Consider the following 21,818-nt stretch of genomic DNA (forward strand, 5'->3'; position numbering starts at 1 on the left):
GGGAGGACGGAGGTGAGCATCATGATTGCCGATGCACCTTTGACCGCAGTCGTCCCCGTGACCGACCGGGCGCGGGCGGTGGCTTTCTACCGCGACAAGCTGGGTATCGCCGTCAAGGAGGAGCGGGCCGAGGACGTCACGTTCACGTGCGGCGGAACGCAGTTCTCCATGTACGAGACGCCGTACGGCGGCCAGGCACAGCACACCCTCGCCAGCTGGAAGGTCGACGACCTCGACGCGGCGATGAAGGACCTGCGCGGCCGAGGCGTGGTCTTCGAGGACTACGACTTCCCGGGTCTCAAGACCGTGAACGGCGTCGCCGAGTCGCCGGAAGGCGGACGCGCGGCGTGGTTCCGGGACAGCGAGGGCAACGTGCTGTGCGTGGCTCAGGGAATGTAGGGGCCGGCCTCACCGGGGCTGTCCGGTAACCGCGAAAAGCGGATGCCCGGTGCGGAATACCGCGCGTAGGGTGCGCGGGTGATCGACTCCGCCTCCGAGACGCCTCTCCCGCCCGTCGAACTCCTCGGCCACGGACACCCGTTCCGCCAATGGAAGACCTGGCGGATGCCCGGTGCGGACCTGACCCTCACCGGCTATTCGCGTGCCAACGACAAGACGTTCTTCCACGTGCCCGAGCTGCGCTGTGCGCTCGATGCGGGGCTGTGCGAGGGGCGGCGCGTCGACACGGTGTTCCTGACGCACACCCACCACGACCACGTCAAAGACCTGGACTTCCTGGCGGTGAACGCGGCCACGGCGGCGGGGGCGGAGGTGTACGTGCCGGCGGAGGCGGTGCCGTACGTCGAGGCGTACCTGCGGACGTCGGCGCAGCTGAACCACGGTCCGGACTATGACCCCGCGCTGGACGGCGGCTATCGCGTGCACGGTGTGTGCGACGGTGACGAGTTCGCGTTCGGGCGGCGGGGTTATCAGGTGCGGGTCGTGGCGTGCGAGCACAAGATCCCGTGCGTCGGCTATGCCTTCTCCGCTCCGGCAAAGCGGCTGGTGCCCGAACTCCAGCAGATGCGTGACGAGTTGGTGCGCGCGGGGCGTGGCGCCGAGTTCGGCCGCGAGGCGGCGCGACGGCGGAAGGCGGGGGAGCCGGTCGAGGTCGAGGTGGCGGAGCCGGTGTTCGCGTTCCTCGGCGACACCCACCCGAGGGTGTTCGAGCGCAATCCGTGGCTGTTCGACTACCCGGTGATCGTCACCGAGTGCACGTTCCTGGACGATGCGGAGGCCGAGCGCGCGGAGCGCGTGGGGCACACGGTGTGGAGCAGGCTGCGGCCGGTGGTGGAGGCGCACCCGTCGACGCTCTTCGTCCTGACCCACTTCAGCCTGCGGCATGCGGATCGGGAGGTCGTCGACTTCTTCCGCGGGGTGACCGGCCCGGACGGCGAGCCGCTGCGGAACGTCGTCGTGTGGGCGCACCCGGAGAGCCGACTGCCGGAGCAGCACCAGCACGCCGCGGCGGGGTGAGGTCGGGGGCGCGGCGCCGGTTACGCTGGGTTGCATCATGAGCCACCCCGCTTCCTCTGCCCCTGCCGTCTTCACGACGCCGTTCGGTGACTTCGACCTGACCAGGTACCCGGAGGACCCGCGGGATCAGCTGCGGGCGTGGGACGCGGCGGACGGCTACGCGCTGCGTCGGCTCGCCGGTGTGCCGGGGCCGGAAGGCGTCGACGTGCCGGCGGTGGACCTCGGCGGTGAGGTCGTTGTGGTCGGCGACCGGTGGGGGGCTTTGACGACCGCATTGGAGGCGCATCGTCCGACGCTGGTGACGGACTCGTTTCTTACGGTGCAGGCGACGCGGGCGAACGTGGCGCGCAACGGGTCGCCGTCGGGCGCGCGGGTGGTGACGACGCAGGATCCGGTGCCGGCGCGGATCGACGTCCTGATCGTCCGGGTCCCGAAGAGCCTCGCGCTGCTGGAGGACCAGCTGCACCGCTTGGCGCCTTCGGTGCACGAGGACACGGTGATCGTCGGGGCGGGGATGGTGACGGAGATCCACGCGTCCACCCTCGACTTGTTCGCGCGCATCCTCGGCCCGACCCGGACGACACTGGCGGAGAAGAAGGCCCGGCTGATCCTGACCACACCCGATCCCGGTTTGGCGCGGCCGGACAACCCCTGGCCGCACAGCTACGCCCTGCCCCCGGACGTCGGGGCCGTGTCGGGCCGCACGGTGGTCAACCACGCCGGTGTCTTCTGCGCGGAACGGCTCGACATCGGCACGCGGTTCTTCCTGGGGCACTTGCCGGGTCCGGCCGGGCAGCCGACGCGGGTGGTCGACCTGGGCTGCGGCAACGGTGTCGTCGGGACGGCGGTGGCGCTCGCCGACCCGTCGGCTTCGGTGACATTCGTCGACGAGTCGTATCAGGCGGTGGCATCGGCGGAGGCGACGTTCCGTACGAACGTCCCTGACGGCGATGCGGAGTTCGTCGTGGGCGACGCGCTGGAGGGCTTCCCGCCGGGGACGGCCGACGTGGTCCTCAACAACCCTCCGTTCCACAGCCACCAGGCCACCACCGACGCCGTTGCCTGGCGCATGTTCACCGGTGCCCGCCGAGCGCTGCGCCCGGGCGGCGAGCTGTGGGTGGTCGGCAACCGGCATCTGGGCTACCACACGAAGCTGAAGCGCATCTTCGGGAACGGTGAAGTGGTGGCTTCGGACCGCAAGTTCGTGGTTCTGCGCGCGGTGAAGGCCGGCCGACGGGTCTGAGCTGAGGCGGCGGCACGACCTGCCTGGCTGAACGTAAAAGACGCGCAAGGTGTGAGCTGTATTCTCACCAAGAAGCATCGACAGCGTGCGGCCGGACGGGGAGGCAGGCATGGCCGAGGCGGACTTCGTGAGATCGCGACCGGGTGCGCGGGTCAAGGTTCGGTTCTTGCCGAGCCAGGCGGTGTTCTACACGTCGCCGGTCCGCTGGCATGACTGGGTCGTACGGTTCTGGCTTGCGGTGCTGGCGTCGCTCGCCTTGGCATGGATCGGCACCCTTGCTTATTTCGCCGGTGCGCCCGAAGTGGTCGCCATGGCATGCGCCGTGCCGGGTGGGGTTTGGCTCGTCGGGTTGCTCGTGTACGGAGTGCTGGCGGTCCTGACCAAGATCGTCACCTTCGGATTCTGCGAGCTGAATCTGCAATGGCTGGCCCGACGCGTCGACGGCCGCGCCGCGGCGCAGCCGGCGGGAGCGCTGGCCACCGACGCCGTTACAGGTGTTGCGTCGCGTCGGCGGTTCCGCCGCACGGTCGTTGAGGTGCAGACCACCGATCGTGGGTCGGTCACGTTCACCCGATGGGGGAGCCGGAGGGACGGCCAGGCGCTCGCGGGTGGCTTCCAGAGGCTGGCGGAGGCGTCGGGCTCTCAGACCGTCGGCCGGTGACGTCGGAACAGCGGGTTGCCACGGTTTAGTTGTCGTCGACAGGACGCACCAGCCACCAGGGCAGGATGACCCTGCTGCCGTCCCTCAACGCGCGGACGAGTGAAGTGCCGTCCTCCGAGCGGGACTCGACGATGCCGGTCCCGCCGCCGGGGAGGTGGACGATGGGGTGCTCGATGCGCTGCCGGATCCGCGCGGCGTATTCCTCGGCGGCCTGAAGCTTGGCCAATTGTTCGTCGGTAGCCATCACTTGCCGCCGCTCGGCACGCACCGCGGGCACCTGCACGCCGGCCAGGAGAAGACGGACGAGGGCGGAAACCCGTCGTGGGGACGGATGACCCGAACCTGCGTGTCGCGTTGCTGATTGCCGCCCGCGCCGGGCGTGTACGTACGGATGGTCATCCGACTCTCACCGCGCATCATTTCCAGCCTCCCAGTGACCGATTCGCTACGCAGAGGAACATGGCGACGCGTAGTTTGGGAACGGCGCGAAGTTCAGCAGTTGAACCTGGGGGATAGACGAACGATGCCCGCTCCCAAGACCCTTGATCCGGAAGCTTCGATGTGGGACCTCTTCGGCGCCTACCTGCGCTTTTTCCGCTTGCGCGCGGGACTGACGCAGGATCGGCTGGGCGCGGATCTGCATGCAACAGGGTCGTTCGTTGGACAGATCGAGACCGCGGAACGACACCCTGGCGAGGAGTTCGTGGCGCAGTTCGACGAGCGGCTCGGTGCCGAGGGGCTGCTGATCGCCACGGCATTTCACGCCAATCGGCTCGCGGATGACCAGCCGGGGTGGTTCGACACGTTCGCCAAAGCAGAAGCCGCAGCGGTGCGGATCCGCACGTTTCAACCCCAGGTAATTCCAGGGCTGCTGCAGTGCGAGGTGTACATGCGGATCCTGCTGCGTCGGGCCCGAGTGCCGACGAGCACGATCGACACGTGGGTCGATCGCAGACTGAAGCGTAAGCACTTACTCACTAAGCGGGATGCGCCCGAGTACTGGGCCGTTGTTGACGAAACGGCGCTGCTGAGGCTCATCCAGGACAAGCCGGTAGCCCAAGCTCAGCTCACGCACCTGCTGGAGTTGGTCGACCTGAACAACGTGGTGTTGGAGATGGTCCCGATCGAGGCTGGTCTGCACGCCTGCATGGACGGAGCGTTCGTGCTGCTCAGCGTGCCCGGCAAAGGAGAATGCACTTACGCCGAAGGCGTTTTCGAGGGCCGGATGTCGACCGACATTCACGGCGTCTCCGAGGTGCAGCGCCGTTACGATCTGCTGCGGGCCGACACGCTGTCACCCGAACGCACCGCCCGGCATCTGAGAGACCTCCTGGAGGGAACAGCATGACCGCACTTCCCCGGCTCACGTGGCGCAAGTCTTCGTATAGCGGTCAGCAGGGTGGCAACTGCGTCGAGACGGCCGTGCTCTGGCGGAAGTCGAGCCACAGCGGTCAACAAGGCGGCGACTGTGTTGAGACGGCTGTCCTCGACCACGCCATTGGCGTCCGCGACAGCAAGGACACCCACCGTGGCCACTTGACCCTCTCCACGGCCTCGTGGTCTGCTCTCACGAAGTCCCTTAAGCGATAGCGCGAGAGCCTCGGACGCACGGGTGTTGGTCTGCGGCGGCCGCGTGTCGGATCGAGCGCCGGGCGGGCAGCCGATGACTACCATCACGCCCCATGCACATTGATCGCCACAGCATCGCCCCAGCCGCCGTCGCCGCCGCTTTGGCAGCCGTGCCCGAGCGGCTCGACCGGGATACCAAGCTCGCCGAGAACGGCGGTGCGTACGGCATCGAGATGCTTGCCGACATGCTGCTGGACTACGCGGCCGCGCGCACGGTCGAGATCGACCCGTACGTCGAGACACGCGAGACCTGGCTCGCGCTGACCTCTGCCGCGGCGCTGTACCGGGACTTCGCGGTCGCTCGGACCGTGCCGGTCGGTGAGGAGGTCCGGGCGTTCGTCGACTACCTGGGCGTCGGGTTCGGCTTCCGGCAGGAGGAGGAAGCGCGCCTGAGCGCGCACGACTGGCTCGTGGCCTGGCAAGTCGCGGTCGCCGGCGGCGCGGACGACGTCTTGGCCGGGCTGTACGCGCTGACCCGGCACCTGCCCGAGGACGACGACCTTCAGGGCTTGCGTGCCTTCTGGGCGAAGCAGCCCGCCGAGAGCTACCCGGACTCCCCCGAGGGCACGATGCTCCGCGCCATCGCCGAACGCGACGCCGCCGCGTTCAACGCTGCCCTGGCCGAGGCGTTGCGGCGGCACCGCGAACGGGCCGGGAAGTATCCGCGTGACCTCGTCGCGTGGGGGCCGGTGGCCATGGCCGCGCTCGCGCACGAGACCGGACTGCCGGTCGAGGTCGCGTCCGGCTACCTGCCCGAGCGGCTGTTCACGCGCGCGGGGCCAAGGAAGCCGAGCGCGGACGGCCCGATCGCCCGGCCCGCCTTCGATGCCGAGCGCGCCGCCCGCTGGCTGGCGAACTCCGGGAAGCGTTCCGCATCGCGGGTGGGATCCGCGTTCCACCCGGACGTGCTCGTCCAGTTCCGGTTCTCGGCGATGGCCGGTCCCGGGGAGCACACGATGATGGAGCTGTCGTTCCGCTCCGTCCTGGACCCGCGCGCCGAGAGCGCCGACTACATCGACGGGGTGGCCCTCGCGAGCGAGTCGCTGGCGTCGGCGTTCCGGCTCGCCGCCGTCCCGCGGGGCACCATGGTCGCCGTCACCCTGGCCGGGCACACTGCGGAACTGCCCGCGTCCGGACGGAACGGCGACGCCTCGGACTGGACGTACGTGCGGGCCGCCGCGCTGGCATGGACGTCCCGCAGGCAGGCAGACCTCGCGGCCCTGGCCGCGTTCGATGCCGACGACCTGCACGCGACGCTTGGGGACACCAACTCCTACGCCCGCTCGTGCCACGCCGTCCTGCGCGGCACCGATCCGCGCCCGCATCTGCGGCGCGCACTGGCCAGGACTTCCGGCGACGCGCACTGGGAGTGCCTGCGCAACCCCCGCGTCCGACTGCTCGACCGCATCACGGAGGACGACGCGGACGGCTTCAACGCCGCCCTCGCCGACGCACTGGGCCTGTACGCCGACTACTACAGCGCAGGCGACGGCATCGACGACCCGGACGGGCAACTCTCCTTCGACGCCCTCGGACTGGCTTGCCTTGCCCACGACCGGGGCATCCCGGTGCGGGTCGAGTCCGACTACCTCCCCCGCGCGGTGATCGAAGGCCTCAGCCCGCGGTGACGGCACTCCCGGCCGCAGCCCCCCTGCCGCGTACGTGATCCCACCAAGCCCCGATTGCTTCCTGCTGTAGTTCCTGGCATCAGCCGCTCAGCGCCTTCGGCTCGGCCCGCTTCGTCGTGGTCGGCAAGGCTCTGGAGCTCGTACCGGACAGGGTCTGCCGCCTCTTGGCCGCCGCCGTTCGGGCCCTCTCCGAGGGACGGATTGCGTACCTGCACAACGGGCTCCCGTTTGGTAGCTGCGCGCTATCCCGCACCGCATCGGCATTGGGCTACATTGACTGGTTGGGTGGCGCGTCCTCTGGACCAGCGAGGACCTCATAGGTGACTTACGGGATGGCATCCGATGACGACGCCCAGCGGACCGGCGTGGCGCAAGTCGAGTCACAGCGGCAATCAAGGGGGCAACTGCATCGAGGCAGCCGTTCTCTGGCGGAAGTCGACCTACAGCGGCAACCAAGGCGGTGCGTGCGTCGAGACAGCCGTTCTCCCGTCCGGACACGGCCAATGGCGGAAGTCGAGCCATAGCGGCAACCAGGGTGGCGAGTGCGTCGAGACTGCCGCCCTTGGCCACGCCATCGGCGTCCGCGACAGCAAGGACACCGACCGCGGCCACCTTGCCCTCTCCTCAGCCTCGTGGTCTGCCCTGATGGATTCCATCAAGCGATAGCGACAGCGCCTCGGACGCACCGGTGTTGTTCTGCGGCGGCGGCGCGGTGAGCCCGCCGCCGCAACCGCTTGCAGACCTCGTGGGGCCGACCAAGTCCCTTCCTTTGCCCGGGAGATGCCTCGGCGGCAGCACGGGACGGCCGGCTATCTCCCACCCGACCCCGGCGGCACGGGGGCTGTCCCCCCGTCGCCTCCGGGCGTCGGCACCATGGGCGCCCAGCGTCAATGCCGATTCACTGAACGGCGTGTCTTCGACCCGTATCGGCGCCGCGCGGCGCCGCATCAGATTCCCCTCCCTGCACGGCAGGTTCGGCGACCTCGCCGGCAGTTTTGTGACGCTTGCCTTCGGTGTGGCCAGTGTGGCCGCGATGCTGATCGTGCTCGCTTCGTCGGCCACCGCGCACGGGCGCGGTGACGACCACGATGCTTTGATCGCCACGGATGCCTTGGCCGGTACCGCCGTCGGGACGTCGGTGTTCGCCGCGGTGTTCGTGGTTGCGTCGACGTTCGCGTTCTCGGTTGCCCGGCGGCGGCGTGAACTCGCGCTGCTGCGTGCCGTCGGTGCGACGCCGCGCCAGGTGCGGCGGATGGTGCTGCGCGAGGCCGTGTGGTTGTCGGTGCCGGCGGGTGTCCTGGGCTGCCTGCTGGGGCGGCTGGCCGCGCCGGAGCTGATCGCGTGGCTCGGGCGGCACGAGCTGGCGCCCGCGTGGCTGACCGCAAGCAGCGCGCAGTGGCCGCTGTACGTCGCGTTCGCGACCGGCGTCGTCGTCGCGGTGAGCGGTGCGGTTGCCGCGGCCCGGCAGGCGGCGCGGGTCCGTCCCGTCGAGGCGCTGCGGCAGGCGGCCCTCGACGAGCCGGGGGCGGCGCGGGGCCGGTTGATCGTCGGTGCGGTCCTCCTGGTCGCGGTGTTCGGCTATCTGCTGGCCACTGCGCTCTTCATGCCGGACGAGGCGATCCACCGCAAGCACCGCACGGTCGCCCCGATGCTGGTGATCCCCGGCGTCGCCCTGCTGGCGCCGCTGCTCGTCCGAGGGCTGCTGCACGCGTTGGGACGGATCACCACGCGACGGGCTCCGCTCACCCTCGAACTCGCCCGCGCGGGTGCGGCGGCGGCCCCGCGGCGTACGGCGGCCACCGTCGCGCCGGTGCTGATGACCGTCGCGCTCGGCGCGACGCTGATCGCCGGCACGGACACCGTGCAGGCGGCGAAGGTCCGGGAGACCCAGGACCGGGTGACCGCGGACTTCGTCGTCGACGCCCGCGTGCCGTCCGCCGAACTCCAGGCCATTCCGGGCGTGGTGGCGACGGCACCGGTGCCGATGACGGTGCGCTTGACCCCGGCCGCGTCGATCTGGGTCGTGGCGGAGGCCTACGCGATCGACCCGCGGACCTGGGGCGACGCCCTGCGCCTGCGCGTCACCTCCGGGGCGATCGCCGATCTGGACGCGGGCGGTGTGGTCGTCCCGGACGACTGGGAGCAGCACACCCTCGGAGCAGAGATTCCGGTGCGGATGGCCGACGGGAGCGAGCACACGCTGCGGATCGTCGCCACGGTCGAGCCCGGCGCAAGTGGGTCGCCCGTGCTGGTGAGCCGGTCGTACGCGCCGCCCGGCGCACCGGCGGAGACCTTCGTCCGGCTGCCTGCCGGGGCGGAGCACACGCAGGCGGAAGCGGCGGTGCGCGGCACGGCGGCCCGGTACGGCGCGGCGGTCCGTAGTGGCGACCAGTGGGCGCAGGCGCAGAGCGGCGGGTCGCAGGACGATCGCAAGCGGCTGTCCGTGGCTTTCGTGCTCGGTCTCGCCGTGCTCTTCGGCTGCCTGGCCATCGCGAACGCGACCGCGATGTCGGCCGCCGACCAGGCCCCCGCGTGGCAGGCGTTGCGCCTGGCGGGCGCGACGCGGGCACAGATCCGTCGGACGGCGGCCGCCGAGGCCGCGCTGACGGTGGCAGTCGGTGTGGTTCTGGGACTGCTGGCCACCGCGCTGACGCTGCTGCCGTTGTGGACGGCGCTGGTGTCGTTGACCGGCGTGGGCCCGCTGCTGATGCCGTGGACGGCGATCGGCGTGGTGGCGGGGGTGGCCGCCGTCGTCGCCGTCCCGGCCGCGGTCGCGGCGGCGCAGCACGCGATTGCGGCACGTCGAGGCGACTGATGTCGGGCTCGGGGCGGGGTGTTGCGTGCGCCCACTGTCAGAGCGGCTCTGCGGCTCAGGCCTCGCCGCCCGGCCACCCCCCTGCCGCGGGTACCTGCACCATCGTCAGTTCGCCGTCGCCCAAGTGCAGGACTCCGCGGCCGGGGTGGATCGGCTGGCCGACGAAAGCGCGCGGCAGGCGGACACCGATCAGATCGCCGTCGGCGTTGTTCTGGGGGGACAGGAGCAGCCCTCGCCGGGCCTTCTTCGCCTCCACCTGCCAGCCTGTGAAGCCGGCGCAGATGTCATCGGCGTCGCCGGCCAGGACGAGAGCCAGGTCGGGGCGCAGTTGGCGGCGGATCAGGGCCGTCAGCTGCTCCGCGGCGTCGCAGGTGCGGAGGAGTTCCGCGTCGTCGACGAGGACCGCGCCGGGGCCCGAGAGCTTGTCGATGGCCGCGGTGAACTCGTCGCGGGGGACGTCCGGGCCGGTGAAGACCGCGATGACGCCCGGCAGGTCGGCCAGCGAGCGCAGCGGCGAGGTGCGCGGCGCCAGCACGATCAGCTCCGTGCCGGCGGACAGGAACCCGCGGGCGATCGTCAGCAACGTCGTGCTGCGCCCCGACAGCGGCGGCCCGGCGATGACGCATGCGGGCGTGGCCGACGCCAGATCCGGGCCCAGCACCGACAACGTGTCCCCGCCGACGCCGATCATCGCCCACAGCGGGCTCGCAGCGGCCGCCACGCCACCGCCCCGCGAGCGCAGCGCCACCGCCGCCGCGTACGCGATCCGGGTCGGGAGCACGTCCACGCCGAACGGGCGTCGGGAGCGCGGCACGGAGGCATCGCGGGCCGCCGCCGACGCCCCGATCGCCCGTAGGTCGGCAGCCTGTGCCTGACCCGCGGGGTCCGCACCGAGCAGCGCCACCTGCAGCTCCACCGCGCCGATGCGGTACGCCCGACCCGGCGGCAACGCATCCGGCGCCTTGCGCGCCATCAAACCCACCAACCCGTAGTCGTTCTTGTCGCTCAGTTGGAACGCCAGCCGGTTCTCGGTGATCGTCGAGATCCGGCCGGTCAGCAGCGTCCGGTCGCCGCTCACGACGACGTGGACGCCGACGCTCGCGCCCTCGCGCATCAACTGCAGGATCGTGTCGGTGTGCTCGCCGTGGTTGAGGTCGCCGATGCTCGTCGTGAAGCCCTCCCAGCGGTCCAGGAGCAGGAGGATGTGCGGCAATCGATCCTCCGCGGCCGCATGTGCGCGCTGCTCGGCGATGTCGGTGAAGCCGCGTTCGCCCAGCAGCGCCATCCGCCGCTTCACCTCGTCGGTGATCTTGCCGAGCAGCCGCACGGCCCGTTCGGTGTCGGTCGAGCGCACCACGGCACCGCAGTGGGGGAGAGCTTCCAACGCCAGTAGCGCGCCGTTGCCGCAGTCGATGCCGTACAGGTGGACATCCGCGCAGGAGTTCGCCAGAGCGACCGATCCGGCGATGGTGCGGAGAAGTTGCGAACGTCCGGAGCGCGGCGCGCCCGCCGCGATCAGGTGGCCGAAGCTGGTGAAGTCGATCGCGCGGACGTAGCGCGCCTGCTCGGTAGGGACGTCTTCCAGGGCGTAGGGAGCCGGGCGCAGCGTGTCCGCGAAGGGACCGTCGTACGGGCGGAGTTCGCCGACGGTGAGCAGCGAAGGCAACGGCGGTGCCCACGGGCTGTGCTGCGCCGGAATGCCCAGCCGGTCGTTCGCCTCCCGCACCGCGTCGACGAGGACCGCCAGGTCGGTCAGCAGGTCGTCGCTCTCCACCGCCGCACTGCGCGGCGGGGGCGGCGGCGGTGCGCCGAGGGACGACCACGGGATGTCGACGACCCGGGGCCGCGGGATCTCCGCGTCCCCGGCCGCACCCGGCCGTCGGCCGCCGACGCGGGCGGACTGGAAGGGGAGCAGCGAGGTGGCACCCAGGCGGACGAACGCCCGGCCCGGCGTGGACTTCGAGATCCGTCCGGCGTCCGGTGCGTCGATGACGTCGGCGCTCTCCGCCGTGTCGGTGACCCGGAGCGCGATCCGCAGGTTGGTGTTGGCGCGGATCTCGCCGGATACCGCACCGCTCGGGCGCTGGGTGGCCAGGATCAGGTGGATGCCGAGCGAGCGGCCCCGGCGGGCGATGTTGACGAGCGCGGTGACGTATTCGCCCATCTGCGTGACCATCTCGGCGAACTCGTCGATGACGATGAGCAGCCGGGGGAGCGGCTGCAGCGCGGGGTTGGTGCGCATCGCGACCTGGTAGTCCTCCAGGTCCTTGGTGTCGGCGGCCGCGAGGATGTGCTCGCGGCGCCGGAGTTCCGCGGCCAGGGACTCCAACGCGCGCTCGACGAGGCGGGCTTCGAGGTCGGTGACCATCCCGACGGTGTGCGGGAGGCGGGCGCAGTCCTTGAACGCGGCGCCGCCTTTGAAGTCGACGAGGGCGAACGTCATGGCGTCGGGGCGGTTGGCGACGGCCAGCGATGCGACGATGGTCTGGAGCAGCTCGGACTTGCCGGAGCCGGTGGTGCCGGCGACCAGGCCGTGCGGTCCGTCGCGGACCAGGTCGACGCCGAAGGCGCCGTCGAAGGACTCGCCGACGATCGCCACCGTCGAGCGGCCGCCCATCGCCCACCGCGCCGCGATGACGTCGCCGGTCGGCGGCTCCAGTTCGAGGACGTCCAACAGCCGGGACGCGTCGGGGAGTCCGACGGCCTCGTCCTGCTTCGCGTCGCGGATCGGGGCGAGGGCGCGCGCCACCGACGTGCACCACGCGGCGGAGACCGCGTCCGGGCGGACACCGTCGGCCGCGGCGGCGCCGGCGCGGGTGACGCGCAGGGTGCCGTACCAGTCCTCCTCGGCGACCGCGCCGCACTCCTGGGGCAGGAGCCGGCGGTCGGCGTCGAGGCACACCGCGAACAAGCCCACCGCGGGCCCGTCGCGCAGCAGTCGGGTGATGCCCGGGACCGTGCGCAGGCGGCGCGAACCGTCCATCACGATCAGGAAGTCGGGGTCCCCCGACGGTGCTCCGTCGGTGCGGTCGCGGAGCGCTGCCTGCCGGGCCGTCAGCACGGCCAGCAACTCCGCGATCCGTCGTCCTACCGAATCGGCGTCGGTGCCGACGAGGGCGACCGCCTGGCCGCCGTTCTCCGGGCGCGTGTGCGGCAGCCACCGCACCCAGTCCCAGTCCGCGGCACCGGCCTGCTCGGACAGCACGCAGATCCGCAGCTCGGCCGGGCTGTGCAGCACCGCCGCCTGCGCGACCAGCCACCGCCCCACCGCCCGCGGCAGCGCGCCGCTGCCCGCGACGCCGAGGACCCCGACGTCCGGCAGCGGCACCGTCACCGGAACGTCCGTGAGCCTGCGCGGATCCGTGCGCCGGTGCTCCTCGCGCCGCGGGTCCGTCACCTCCACCTCGGACGGCACGGCGCCGGTGCCGACCCGCAGCAGCAAGCGGTCGGGGTCGGTGCGCCGCCGTTCCCACAGCCGCTGCCGGGGGCCGGTGGCGATCAGGGCGGCCTTCGCCGGGTCCGGGCAGGCCACGCGGCGTTGCAGCGTCTCCAGCGTGATCGCGTGCTCGACCTGCTCCTCGATCGACGCCTTGCGCTGCCGGTAGCGGGCCAGCCGGGAACGGAACGAACGCCGGCCGTGGCGCTTGTTGGTCAGATACATCCCGGCCATGGAGAGAGGGCTGAGCACGGCCAGGTAGAGCATGCGCGTGGTGTGCATGAGGTACGCCATCGCCAGCGCGCCCACCAGCGGGCTCAGCATCATCAGCCAGGGCAGCGGCGCCGACTCGTGCTGCTCGGGACGCGTCGGGATCTGGAACTTGCGTCGCCGGGGCAGGGGTTGCACCCGTGGCGGGCGATTGAAGTCCAGGCCCGCGCCGTCGTCGGCCGGACGCAGGGCGGTGTTGGGGAACGACGGCACCGCGCGCTCGAACAGGGTCAGTCCGCAGGACAGGACGCTTCGCAGCGGCCATTCCCCTTCCCCGTCGAGGAGTTCGCCGTCGAGGTGCACTTCGGCGCCGTCGAGCGGGCGTACCGTCACGGCGCCGTCCACCGCCACGTCCACCTCGGCGGCCTCGGCCGGCAGCGCCGGGTCGGCGACCCGGATCCAGGCGTTTGTGCCGGAGCCCAGGACGGCGGTGCTCGGACCGAGGCGGTGGACGCCGCCCGCGTCCGGGCCGCCGACGACGTGGATTTCGACACCGGCCTGGTCCGGCAACGGGGAGGAGCCGGCTTCCCCGACGGTCACCACCACCCCGTCGCGCAGCGGCGATTCGCCCACCGGCTGTCCGGCGTCCAGGCGGTGCCCCGCGACGAACAGGTCCGGCGGACCGTACGGCGGCACCGGAACCCCCGCGTAGCCCGCGAGTTCGACGGCCAGCGCCCCGACCGGCGTCTCCGCCGCGGCCTCCACCAGCACGGCGCCCAGCACGTCACCCAGCGCGCTGTCCGCCTCGCCGCCGTGCGGCGCCGCGATGCCGACCCGGAATTCCATGCCGCTCCCGCATTCCCGGCCCGCGCCCGGCAACGCGGCGCGGAGATTGACATATCGGGGATCCGGCAACGGGACGGCGGCGGTGCCGCTTATCGTGGTCACGGTCGTAATCCCCAGCACTGCGTGAAAGGGTATAACGATGGCCGACTTGTATCTGAAGACGACCGAACTCAAGCTGATGTCACTGCGGCTCGAAGCCATCGCCACGAACCTCAACGGCACCCAGCACGACATCGACCTGGCCCGCGGATACCTCGGATCCGGGGAGCTGGCAGGGGCGTTGGACCACTTCGTGAGCGGCTGGCGGGACGGCCGCAAGCGCATCGTCCAGTCGACCGGCGCGCTTGCCAAAATGGCCTCGGATACCGTCGAGAATTTCATCGCGACGGATGCCGCGCTGAAGAACCACATCACCACGCAGACTTATTCACCTTGATATTCCCTGCTGTTCACCTCGGTGAATCCGGTTGCTTCCCCGGCGTGCGTTAGGAATCTTCCAGGCGGGATCCACGGGGGCACGGGGAGGCGGGGCAGGTGCGGAGCACGGGCACAGGCGCGCCTGTCGGAGTGTCGATCCGCGTGCCGGACAGCTGGTACGAGTTCGACATCCATCCGGCCGGCCGCGACGACAACATCCGCAAGGCGGTCAACGAGCGCGTCCGCGCGTACCCGGAACTGGCCCCGTACCGGCCGATGCTGCTCCGGATCCTGCGGCAGAGCGCGCGCGACGCGTGGGACTCCGGTGCGGTCTACTGCGGCTGCTACGCGGACGCGCTCGACGCCGAAACCCCGGTGACCGCAGGCCTGACCATGGCGGTGGTCGACACCCGTCGGGACGACGGGTCATCCCTCGACACCGACCCGCAGGCGATGGCCAAACGGTTCCCCGCCAAGCAGGCACAGAACGCGGACGACACCTGGCAACGCGTAGCGGTCCTCGAACTCCCGAGCGCGGGAACGGCGGTGCGCACCGAAGGCGTCGAGGACCTGCCGGTCCCGGGGACCCACCGGTCCGCCCGCATGATCACCATGCAGACGTTCGTCCGCGTGCCGGGCAGCCCGGACCGGGTCGCCGTCATCACCGCCACCAGCCCCAACCTGCCGCTCCAGGACCCCTTCCTGGAGCTGTTCGACGCGATCAGCGCCACCTTCTGCTTCACGTACGCCTAGGCCGAGCCTGGTCGCAGCGAAGCCCCGTACCCAGAGAGGAAGTTCCCCCATGGCCGGAAACCTCAGCGTCACGTACGACGACATGCGCAAGGCCGCCGACGACCTGAAGGACGGCCACGCCGACATCATCGACAAGCTCACCGTCCTCCAGACGCTCATCAAGACGCTGGTCAACGGGGGCTACGTCACCGACAAGTCCAGCAAGCAATTCGAGACCTCCTACGAGGAGTTCAACCGCGGCGCGAGCCAGACCATCGCGGGTCTCGAAGGCATGAGCGGCTACCTCAAGAAGGCCGCCGAGACGTTCGAGAACACCGACATGCAGCTCAGCCAGGGCCTCAACGGCTGACGCCGCTTCCCCGAAGCACGTCGGCGGGCAAGCCGGCAGGCGCGTCGGCAGGCAGGTTGGCGAGCAAGCCGGAACGCAAGCCGGAACGCAAGTCGGCAAGCAAGGAGCAGTACCCACCCGCGCCGCCCGGCCGATCGATCCGGGCGGCGCGCCGGTGTGCCCGGCCACACGACGACCACGAGGGGAGACCATGGGCCGCAACACGGACTTCCGGGTCTTCGGCATCCACGACGACCCGGTGCCCGGCGATCCGGACGAAGTCAAGAAGCTCGCCCAGGCGTTCGCCCAGTACGCCGACCGCGCCGCGAACGCCCGTACACAAGTGGACAAGAACAGCCGCGACTCGGAGATCGCGCAGATGATCGGGCGCACCGCCACCGCCATCCGGCGGCACACCGAGGACATGGTGCCCGATCTCGACAAGATGGAGGCCTCCTACCGCAAGGCCGCCGACGCGCTGTCCGTCTACCACCCGCTGCTGCGCGACGCGCAGACCAAGGCCGAGACGGCCCGCCAGAAGGGCGAGAGCGCCAACACCGCCCGGACGTCCGCGGGCACCTGGAAGTCCCAGGCGGCAAGCCACCAGCAGAGCGCGCAGACCGAGGTCGACCGCCAGACCAACCACGTCAAGTTGGGCCTGCCCGTGCCCACCCCGGCCGAGATCACCGCGGCGGCCAAGCGCCTGCGGGATGCCAACGACGACGTCACCAACGCGGGCAACGCCGTCACCAAGGCCAACGACGACTTCAGCGCCGCCCAGACCCTGCTCAAGGACGCCCAGAGCATGCGCGACCAAGCCGGGTCGGCGGCCGCCCGCGCGCTCAAAGACGCCTCCAAGGCCGGCATCCACAACAAGAGTTGGTTCGGCCGCATGGTCGACTCGTTCTACGAGAACGTGGTGCCGTGGCTGAAGATCGGCATTGCGATCCTCAGCGTGGTGGCCCTCTTCGTCGGAGGGCCGCTCACCTGGATCCTGCTCGGCGCCGCCCTCCTCGTGGCCGCATCCACCATCTACGAAGCCACCCAAGGCCGCGCCACCATGGGCGACGTCTTCATGTCGTTACTGGACGTCATCCCCGGCATCAAACAGCTCAAGACCGCGATATCCCTCGCCAAGTTCGCCCAACGCGCCAACACCGCGAGCAAGTTCGTGCGCGCGGCCAACAAGGTCAAGTCCCTGGCCGCCGGTGCCGGAACCCGGCTCAACCGGGTCGGCGACTGGATGAAGGACACCAAGCTGGCCCGCGGCTTCAAGGGCGAGTGGAAGAACGCCCCCGCGCCGACCCGCTGGGGCAAGACCAAAGTCGGTGTCACCAAGTACGGCCTCCAGTACACCGCCAACTTCGGCACCAAGTACGCCACCACGCTCACCGCCCAGTACCTCAGCGGCGAAGACGTCAAGCTGATCCAGTCCGGCGCCTTGATCAACGCCGCCGCCGGTGCGTTCGTCAGCGTCGGCGGCAAGGGCGCCGGCGAAGCACTGCGCGACCGCCTCAAGTTCGGCAAGAAGATCCCGGACGGCAACGGCGGCACCACACGCGACGCGAGCACCAAGGCACAGCAGCGCGGCGCCACGGATGCGGAGAAGGCGAAGTACCCCGCAAAGCAGGACGCCGCCAACGAACGCGCCGCCGACCACCGGGCCAACGAGAACGTGCCGAAGGCCCGCACCAACGCCGCCCAGGAGCGCGCCGACGCCACTGCCAAGCAGACCGCCGCCGACCACGCCAAGACCGAGGCCTCCACCGCCCACGACACCGCCAAGGCGCACAGCGACGAAGCGCACACCCACCAGACCAAGGCCGACGAAGCCGGACAGCGCGCGCAGGCCCACGAAGACCAGCGTGCCGCCTCCCAAAAGACCGCCGACGACGCCCGCACGGAGGCCGGACAACACCGCGCCGACGCCAACCAGCACACCTCCGAAGGCAATCAGCACACCGCCGCGGCCAAACAGCACACCGACGACGCTCAAGCCCACGGCAATGCCGCCGCGAAGTCCGACCAGGACGCGGCCACCGCACGCGCCAAGGGCAACGCCGAGGAAGCCACCGCCGACGGCCACCGCACCGCCGCGCGCGACCACGAACAGAACGCCGGCACCCACGACGCCAAGGCCCGCGAACACGAGACCAAGGCGCAGCAAGACCCCGCCAACGCCAAACAGCACCAGGACGCCGCCGCCCGGGAACGCGCCGCGGCCACACACGAACGCAACGAAGCCACCCAGCAGCACACCAAGGCCGACGAAGCCGAGACCCGCGCCACCCAGGCCCACGACCGAGCCCAAGCCCACGAACGCGACGCGAACACCTCCCGCGACGCCCAGCAGAAATCCCACGACCAAGCCGCCGAATCACGCCGCAACGCCGACACCTCCCACAAGGAGGCCGACGCCGCCGGGAAGAAGGCCGACGCCGCCGACGCCCGCGCCACCCACGCGCAGGACCAAGCCAACACCGCGCAAGGCCACCGCGATACCGAGCAGGCCGCCGCCCACACGGCCCAGACCAAGGCCGACACGGAACGCACCGCGGCCGAGAACGCGCAGACCAAGGCCCACGAACTCGACGAGAAGGCCACCCGGGCGCAGAACGACGCCAACAAGGCCGCCGACGCCGCCGACAAGGCCGAACACCGCGCCGAGGTCAAGGCCGGTCAGCAGGAGGCCCGCGCCCAGGAAGCCGAAGCGCGCGCCAAGGAGCACGGCAACCGCGCCCAAGGCCTCGACGCCGACGGGGGCTACCGCTACACCAGCAAGACCGCCAAGTTCCTCGACACCACGGCCGACACGATCGCGTCCAAACGCCACTGGTACACCGGCGGCCTCAACAGCATGGCGTCCAGCCTCGTCGGCAAGACCGCCGAGGACCTCTACAAGGTGAACGTCGAGCACAAGCAGATGGGCGCCATGGACTGGGCCGTCGACCTCGGCCTGAGCGGCAGCACCGGCTTCGCTGGCGGTGCGAGCCAGCAGATGGCCACCAAATGGGCCGGGCAGTCCGGGCTGCTCAACAACCTCGACCAGCCCGGGCACCTGTTCGCCCACCGGCCCAAGCCCGGCTGGCAGGACGAACGGATCATCGAGATCACCACCAAGCGGGTGGCCAAGATGATCCCCGAGGCCGGGGACACCGTCGATTCGGCCATGCCATGGGGCGTGGCCCACCCGACGATGCCCTGAGCGGCAACGCCGTGCGGCGCGCCCGCCCCGGACTCAGGGGCGCGCCGTCGGCGGCGTCGCGGACGGGCGCGGTGGGCACACCTGCGGCGCCGGGGCCAGACCCAGCGTCCCGTCCGGCATCCGCACCAGCGTCGTGACCGTGAAGCACGCCGCCGCCGCACCCTTCGGCAGCGTGAAGACCGCATTCGACGTGCCCGAGGGGATCTGCCGCCGGTCCGCGACCGCACCGGTCTGCGGGTCCTGCGCGAGCACGAGAAACCCGGCCACTTGGGCGCTGTCGCCGGGCGGCTGCCACGCCACCTGGGTACTGCCGCCGAAGGCCGCCGTGGTGACGTCCTTGGGCGTGAACTGCGCGGCCTGCGAGCCCGCCAACAGCCGCGGCGCACCCGATGAGACACCCCCCGACGGGGAAGTGCCGGTGCCCGAACGGGATGTGCCGCCGCCCCCACCGGTCTGCGTCAACGCATAGGCCCCGCCCGCGAACAGCACCGCGGCCGCCACCGCAATGCCGGCGATCCAACGCCGCCGCCGACGCTGCCGGGCGGCATGGTCGGGATCGTCTTCCTCGTCCTCGTACGGCTCCTCCGGCGGATCCGGGCGCAGCAGCGGATCGGGCTCGTCCGGCTCGGGATCCAGCCGCGGCACCCGGTCCGCGGCCTCGCGGGGCACCAACCCGCACAGCACACCGTGGACTTCGCCGAGAGACGGGCGGTCCGCCGCATAGGGGGCGGCCATACGTCGCAGCAGATCGGTCAGACGCGCCGGCATCGGTTCGCCGTGCGGACGCGGCGGGCGGCCGTCGACGAGCGCACGGAACAGCACGTCGTCGGCGTCTTCCGGGACGCCGTCGAGCAGCGCGTACAACGTGGCGCCGAGCAGGTACACGTCCGCGGCCGGGCCGGGCAGCTCCCACCCGGCCAACTCGCGCGGCAGATACGCCGGATCCCGGCCCTCCGCGGCCGACGGGGACGTACGGGCGAGCACCCGGGCGATGCCGACACCGGACAGATACACCTCGTCGTCGCCGCCGCGCAGCAGCACCCCCGGCCGCACGTCGAGATGCAGCACGCCGCGGCAGTGCGCCGCCCGCAACGCCAGCGCGCAGCGAATCCCGGCCAACACCACCTCGGCCACCGGCAGCGGCCCGGCCACCGGGCCGCCCTCCAGGAAGTCGCGGACGACGAAGCCGCGCCCGTCGGGCGTCACCCCCACGTCGTGCACGGCGACCGCGCACGGATGCCGGCCCGCCGCGGCCGCCGCGAGCAGCTCGGCGTGCAACGCGAGCCGGGCGGCCTCGGTCCCCGCGCGGGCCCGCAGGACCTCCACCGCACGAAGAGCGTCGTCGTCGCCACGGCACAGCAGCACCGTGCCGTGCGCGTCCGAGCGCAGTGTGCGGACGACCGTATGGCCGTCGGGGGGCAGGGACGCGAGGGGATCGGCAGGGGACCCGGACGCCGGACGTTGCACCCGAAACCCCACCCCCGCGACCCGCGCCCACCCGACGCGGACCATCCACGCACGCCCGCATGACACCCCGGTGAACACGGCCGGACGGCCGGGTGAGCAGTGCCCGCCGAAGCGGTGCCGGACCCGGCCGCAGGCCCTTGCACGAGGGGCACAAATCGCGTTGATCCGCACCGCATGCGCTGTTTACTCTGCAGCGTGACCCGACACGCAACGCCGCCCGGCCCGCCGCCCGCCGTCTCCGCAGCCCAGGTGCTCCTGATCGACGCGGACGACACGCTGTGGGAGAACAACATCCTGTTCGAGCGGGTCATCGACGCCTACCTCGACTGGCTGACCCCGCCCGGACTCACCCGCGCGCAGGTCCGCACCGAGCTGAACGCGATCGAGCACGCCAACGCGGTCACCCTCGGCTACGGCAGCCAGGTCTTCCTGCTCAGCCTCGCCGAATGCGCCGCCAAGCTCACCGGCCTGCCGACGACCGACGCGGACCGCGAGCACATCGAACTGCTCGCCGCACCGCTGCTCCGCCGCGGCGGGATCGAACTGATCCCGGGCGTCGCGGATACCCTCACGGCGCTCGGCGCCCGGCACGAACTCCGGCTCGTCACCAAGGGCGACCTGGACGAACAGACCGCGAAGGTGGCCGCGTCGGGGATCGGCGACCACTTCCGGAGCGTGCACGTCGTCCCGGAGAAGAACACCGCGACCTACCTCGCGCTGATCGCCGAACTGGGCCTCGACCCGGCGACCGGGTGGATGATCGGCAACTCGCCGAAGTCCGACATCCTGCCGGCCCGGGAGGCCGGGCTGCGGGCGGTGTTCATCCCGCACGAGCACACGTGGGTGCTGGAACAGGACGTCGTGGACGCCGCGGACCGCGGGATTCTGCAGCTGGCGTCGTTCGCGGAACTGCTGCACCACTTCTGACCCAGGACCGCACTGCCCACCCGTGTCCGCACGGCTCTCCCGAACAGGATCCGCATGTCTGCCACCCCCTCCGTGTCCTGCGTCTTCGTCTGCCACGACGGCACCGGCCGCATCCTCCTCGCCCGCCGCGCGCCGGGCGCCCGGGACGAGGCCGGGACCTGGGACTGCGGGGCTGGGGCCCTGGAGTTCGGCGAGACGTTCGAGGCCGCGGTGACGCGTGAGGTCACCGAGGAGTACACGGCGGCGCCGCTGGAGATCACCCCGCTCGGCATGCGCAACGTGCTGCGCGGCGACCCCGTCGAGTCGCACTGGGTGGCCGCGGTGTTCGCGGTGCGCGTGGACCCGGCCGCGGTGGCGATCGGGGAGCCACACAAGTTCGACGCCCTGGAGTGGTTCGCGCCGGACGCGCTGCCGTCGCCGGTGCACTCGCAACTCCGCGAGACGCTGGCACTGTTCGCCCCGGCACCCCGGCCGGTCACCGCGATCGCCCTACTGGAGGCGGCACCGGGCCGCGAGGACGACGTCCGTGCGCAGGCACTGTCCATGGTCACGCCGTCGCAGGACGAGCCTGGGAACCTCGCCTACGAGGCCTACACGCACCCGGAACGCCCGGGCGCGTGGCTGGTGTTCGAGCAGTGGCGCGACCGCGGCGCGTTCGCCGCGCACTTGGACAGCCCGCACCTGAAGGAAGCCCTCGCGGCGGGTCCCGACCTGCTGGTGGGACCGCCGCGGGAGCTGGTTTTCGAAGCGGAAGCCGGTGCCGAAGACCCGCGATAG

The 21,818-nt window shown here is 71.3% G+C and carries 18 protein-coding genes; 15 read left to right on the forward strand and 3 right to left on the reverse strand.

Annotated elements, in window-relative coordinates; genetic code table 11:
• The first annotated feature begins 21 nt into the window (after positions 1-21).
• The 4 genes from ACPA54_RS21365 (at position 22) to ACPA54_RS21380 (ending at position 3,380) form a co-directional block, all read left to right on the forward strand.
• Positions 22-399, forward strand: coding sequence for a VOC family protein (locus ACPA54_RS21365; protein ID WP_423532106.1), 378 nt, complete (start codon positions 22-24; stop codon positions 397-399).
• 78 nt (positions 400-477) lie between these two features.
• Positions 478-1,476 (forward strand): MBL fold metallo-hydrolase, encoded by a 999-nt coding sequence (locus ACPA54_RS21370; RefSeq protein WP_423532108.1) that lies wholly within the window; start codon positions 478-480, stop codon positions 1,474-1,476.
• Positions 1,477-1,513: 37 nt separating this feature from the next.
• Positions 1,514-2,719 carry a methyltransferase gene (locus ACPA54_RS21375; protein WP_423532110.1) on the forward strand — a complete coding sequence of 402 codons (1,206 nt, stop codon included), beginning with the start codon at positions 1,514-1,516 and terminating at the stop codon, positions 2,717-2,719.
• Positions 2,720-2,828: 109 nt separating this feature from the next.
• Positions 2,829-3,380 (forward strand): hypothetical protein, encoded by a 552-nt coding sequence (locus ACPA54_RS21380; RefSeq protein ID WP_423532112.1) that lies wholly within the window; start codon positions 2,829-2,831, stop codon positions 3,378-3,380.
• A 25-nt stretch (positions 3,381-3,405) separates the two neighbouring features.
• Here the strand turns inward: ACPA54_RS21380 and ACPA54_RS21385 are convergent, their stop codons facing one another.
• Positions 3,406-3,624: a hypothetical protein gene (locus tag ACPA54_RS21385; RefSeq protein WP_423532114.1), complete on the reverse strand. Its 219-nt coding sequence runs from the start codon at positions 3,622-3,624 to the stop codon at positions 3,406-3,408.
• A 279-nt stretch (positions 3,625-3,903) separates the two neighbouring features.
• Here ACPA54_RS21385 and ACPA54_RS21390 point away from each other — a divergent pair, with 279 nt between their 5' ends.
• The 5 genes from ACPA54_RS21390 (at position 3,904) to ACPA54_RS21410 (ending at position 9,452) form a co-directional block, all read left to right on the forward strand.
• Positions 3,904-4,728 carry a helix-turn-helix domain-containing protein gene (locus ACPA54_RS21390; RefSeq protein WP_423532116.1) on the forward strand — a complete coding sequence of 275 codons (825 nt, stop codon included), beginning with the start codon at positions 3,904-3,906 and terminating at the stop codon, positions 4,726-4,728.
• Positions 4,725-4,970 (forward strand): DUF397 domain-containing protein, encoded by a 246-nt coding sequence (locus tag ACPA54_RS21395; protein ID WP_423532118.1) that lies wholly within the window; start codon positions 4,725-4,727, stop codon positions 4,968-4,970. Before ACPA54_RS21390 ends, ACPA54_RS21395 begins: the two co-directional genes overlap by 4 nt.
• Before the next feature lie 92 nt (positions 4,971-5,062).
• Positions 5,063-6,637 (forward strand): immunity 49 family protein, encoded by a 1,575-nt coding sequence (locus tag ACPA54_RS21400; RefSeq protein ID WP_423532120.1) that lies wholly within the window; start codon positions 5,063-5,065, stop codon positions 6,635-6,637.
• 342 nt (positions 6,638-6,979) lie between these two features.
• A complete protein-coding gene (locus ACPA54_RS21405; RefSeq protein WP_423532122.1) occupies positions 6,980-7,303 on the forward strand; it encodes a DUF397 domain-containing protein in 324 nt (107 codons plus the stop codon).
• Positions 7,304-7,547: 244 nt separating this feature from the next.
• Positions 7,548-9,452 (forward strand): FtsX-like permease family protein, encoded by a 1,905-nt coding sequence (locus tag ACPA54_RS21410; protein WP_423532124.1) that lies wholly within the window; start codon positions 7,548-7,550, stop codon positions 9,450-9,452.
• A gap of 55 nt (positions 9,453-9,507) precedes the next feature.
• Here ACPA54_RS21410 and ACPA54_RS21415 read toward each other — a convergent pair whose 3' ends face one another.
• Positions 9,508-13,944 carry an FtsK/SpoIIIE domain-containing protein gene (locus ACPA54_RS21415; protein WP_423532292.1) on the reverse strand — a complete coding sequence of 1,479 codons (4,437 nt, stop codon included), beginning with the start codon at positions 13,942-13,944 and terminating at the stop codon, positions 9,508-9,510.
• Positions 13,945-14,083: 139 nt separating this feature from the next.
• Between ACPA54_RS21415 and ACPA54_RS21420 the strand changes: the two genes are divergently transcribed.
• From ACPA54_RS21420 to ACPA54_RS21435, 4 genes are all read left to right on the forward strand, one after another.
• Positions 14,084-14,380 carry a hypothetical protein gene (locus ACPA54_RS21420; RefSeq protein WP_423532126.1) on the forward strand — a complete coding sequence of 99 codons (297 nt, stop codon included), beginning with the start codon at positions 14,084-14,086 and terminating at the stop codon, positions 14,378-14,380.
• 143 nt (positions 14,381-14,523) lie between these two features.
• Positions 14,524-15,114 carry a hypothetical protein gene (locus tag ACPA54_RS21425; protein ID WP_423532128.1) on the forward strand — a complete coding sequence of 197 codons (591 nt, stop codon included), beginning with the start codon at positions 14,524-14,526 and terminating at the stop codon, positions 15,112-15,114.
• A gap of 49 nt (positions 15,115-15,163) precedes the next feature.
• On the forward strand, positions 15,164-15,463 hold the full coding sequence (locus tag ACPA54_RS21430) for a WXG100 family type VII secretion target (protein ID WP_345675098.1): 300 nt from the start codon (positions 15,164-15,166) through the stop codon (positions 15,461-15,463).
• 190 nt (positions 15,464-15,653) lie between these two features.
• Positions 15,654-18,647 carry a hypothetical protein gene (locus ACPA54_RS21435; RefSeq protein ID WP_423532130.1) on the forward strand — a complete coding sequence of 998 codons (2,994 nt, stop codon included), beginning with the start codon at positions 15,654-15,656 and terminating at the stop codon, positions 18,645-18,647.
• A gap of 33 nt (positions 18,648-18,680) precedes the next feature.
• Here the strand turns inward: ACPA54_RS21435 and ACPA54_RS21440 are convergent, their stop codons facing one another.
• On the reverse strand, positions 18,681-20,114 hold the full coding sequence (locus ACPA54_RS21440) for a serine/threonine-protein kinase (protein WP_423532131.1): 1,434 nt from the start codon (positions 20,112-20,114) through the stop codon (positions 18,681-18,683).
• A gap of 195 nt (positions 20,115-20,309) precedes the next feature.
• Between ACPA54_RS21440 and ACPA54_RS21445 the strand changes: the two genes are divergently transcribed.
• Complete coding sequence (locus ACPA54_RS21445; protein WP_423532133.1) at positions 20,310-21,041, forward strand: HAD family hydrolase; 732 nt, start codon at positions 20,310-20,312, stop codon at positions 21,039-21,041.
• 54 nt (positions 21,042-21,095) lie between these two features.
• Positions 21,096-21,818, forward strand: coding sequence for an antibiotic biosynthesis monooxygenase (locus ACPA54_RS21450; RefSeq protein WP_423532135.1), 723 nt, complete (start codon positions 21,096-21,098; stop codon positions 21,816-21,818).

This window comes from Uniformispora flossi (assembly GCF_049534875.1).
Taxonomy (GTDB): Bacteria; Actinomycetota; Actinomycetes; order Streptomycetales; family Streptomycetaceae; genus Yinghuangia; species Yinghuangia aomiensis.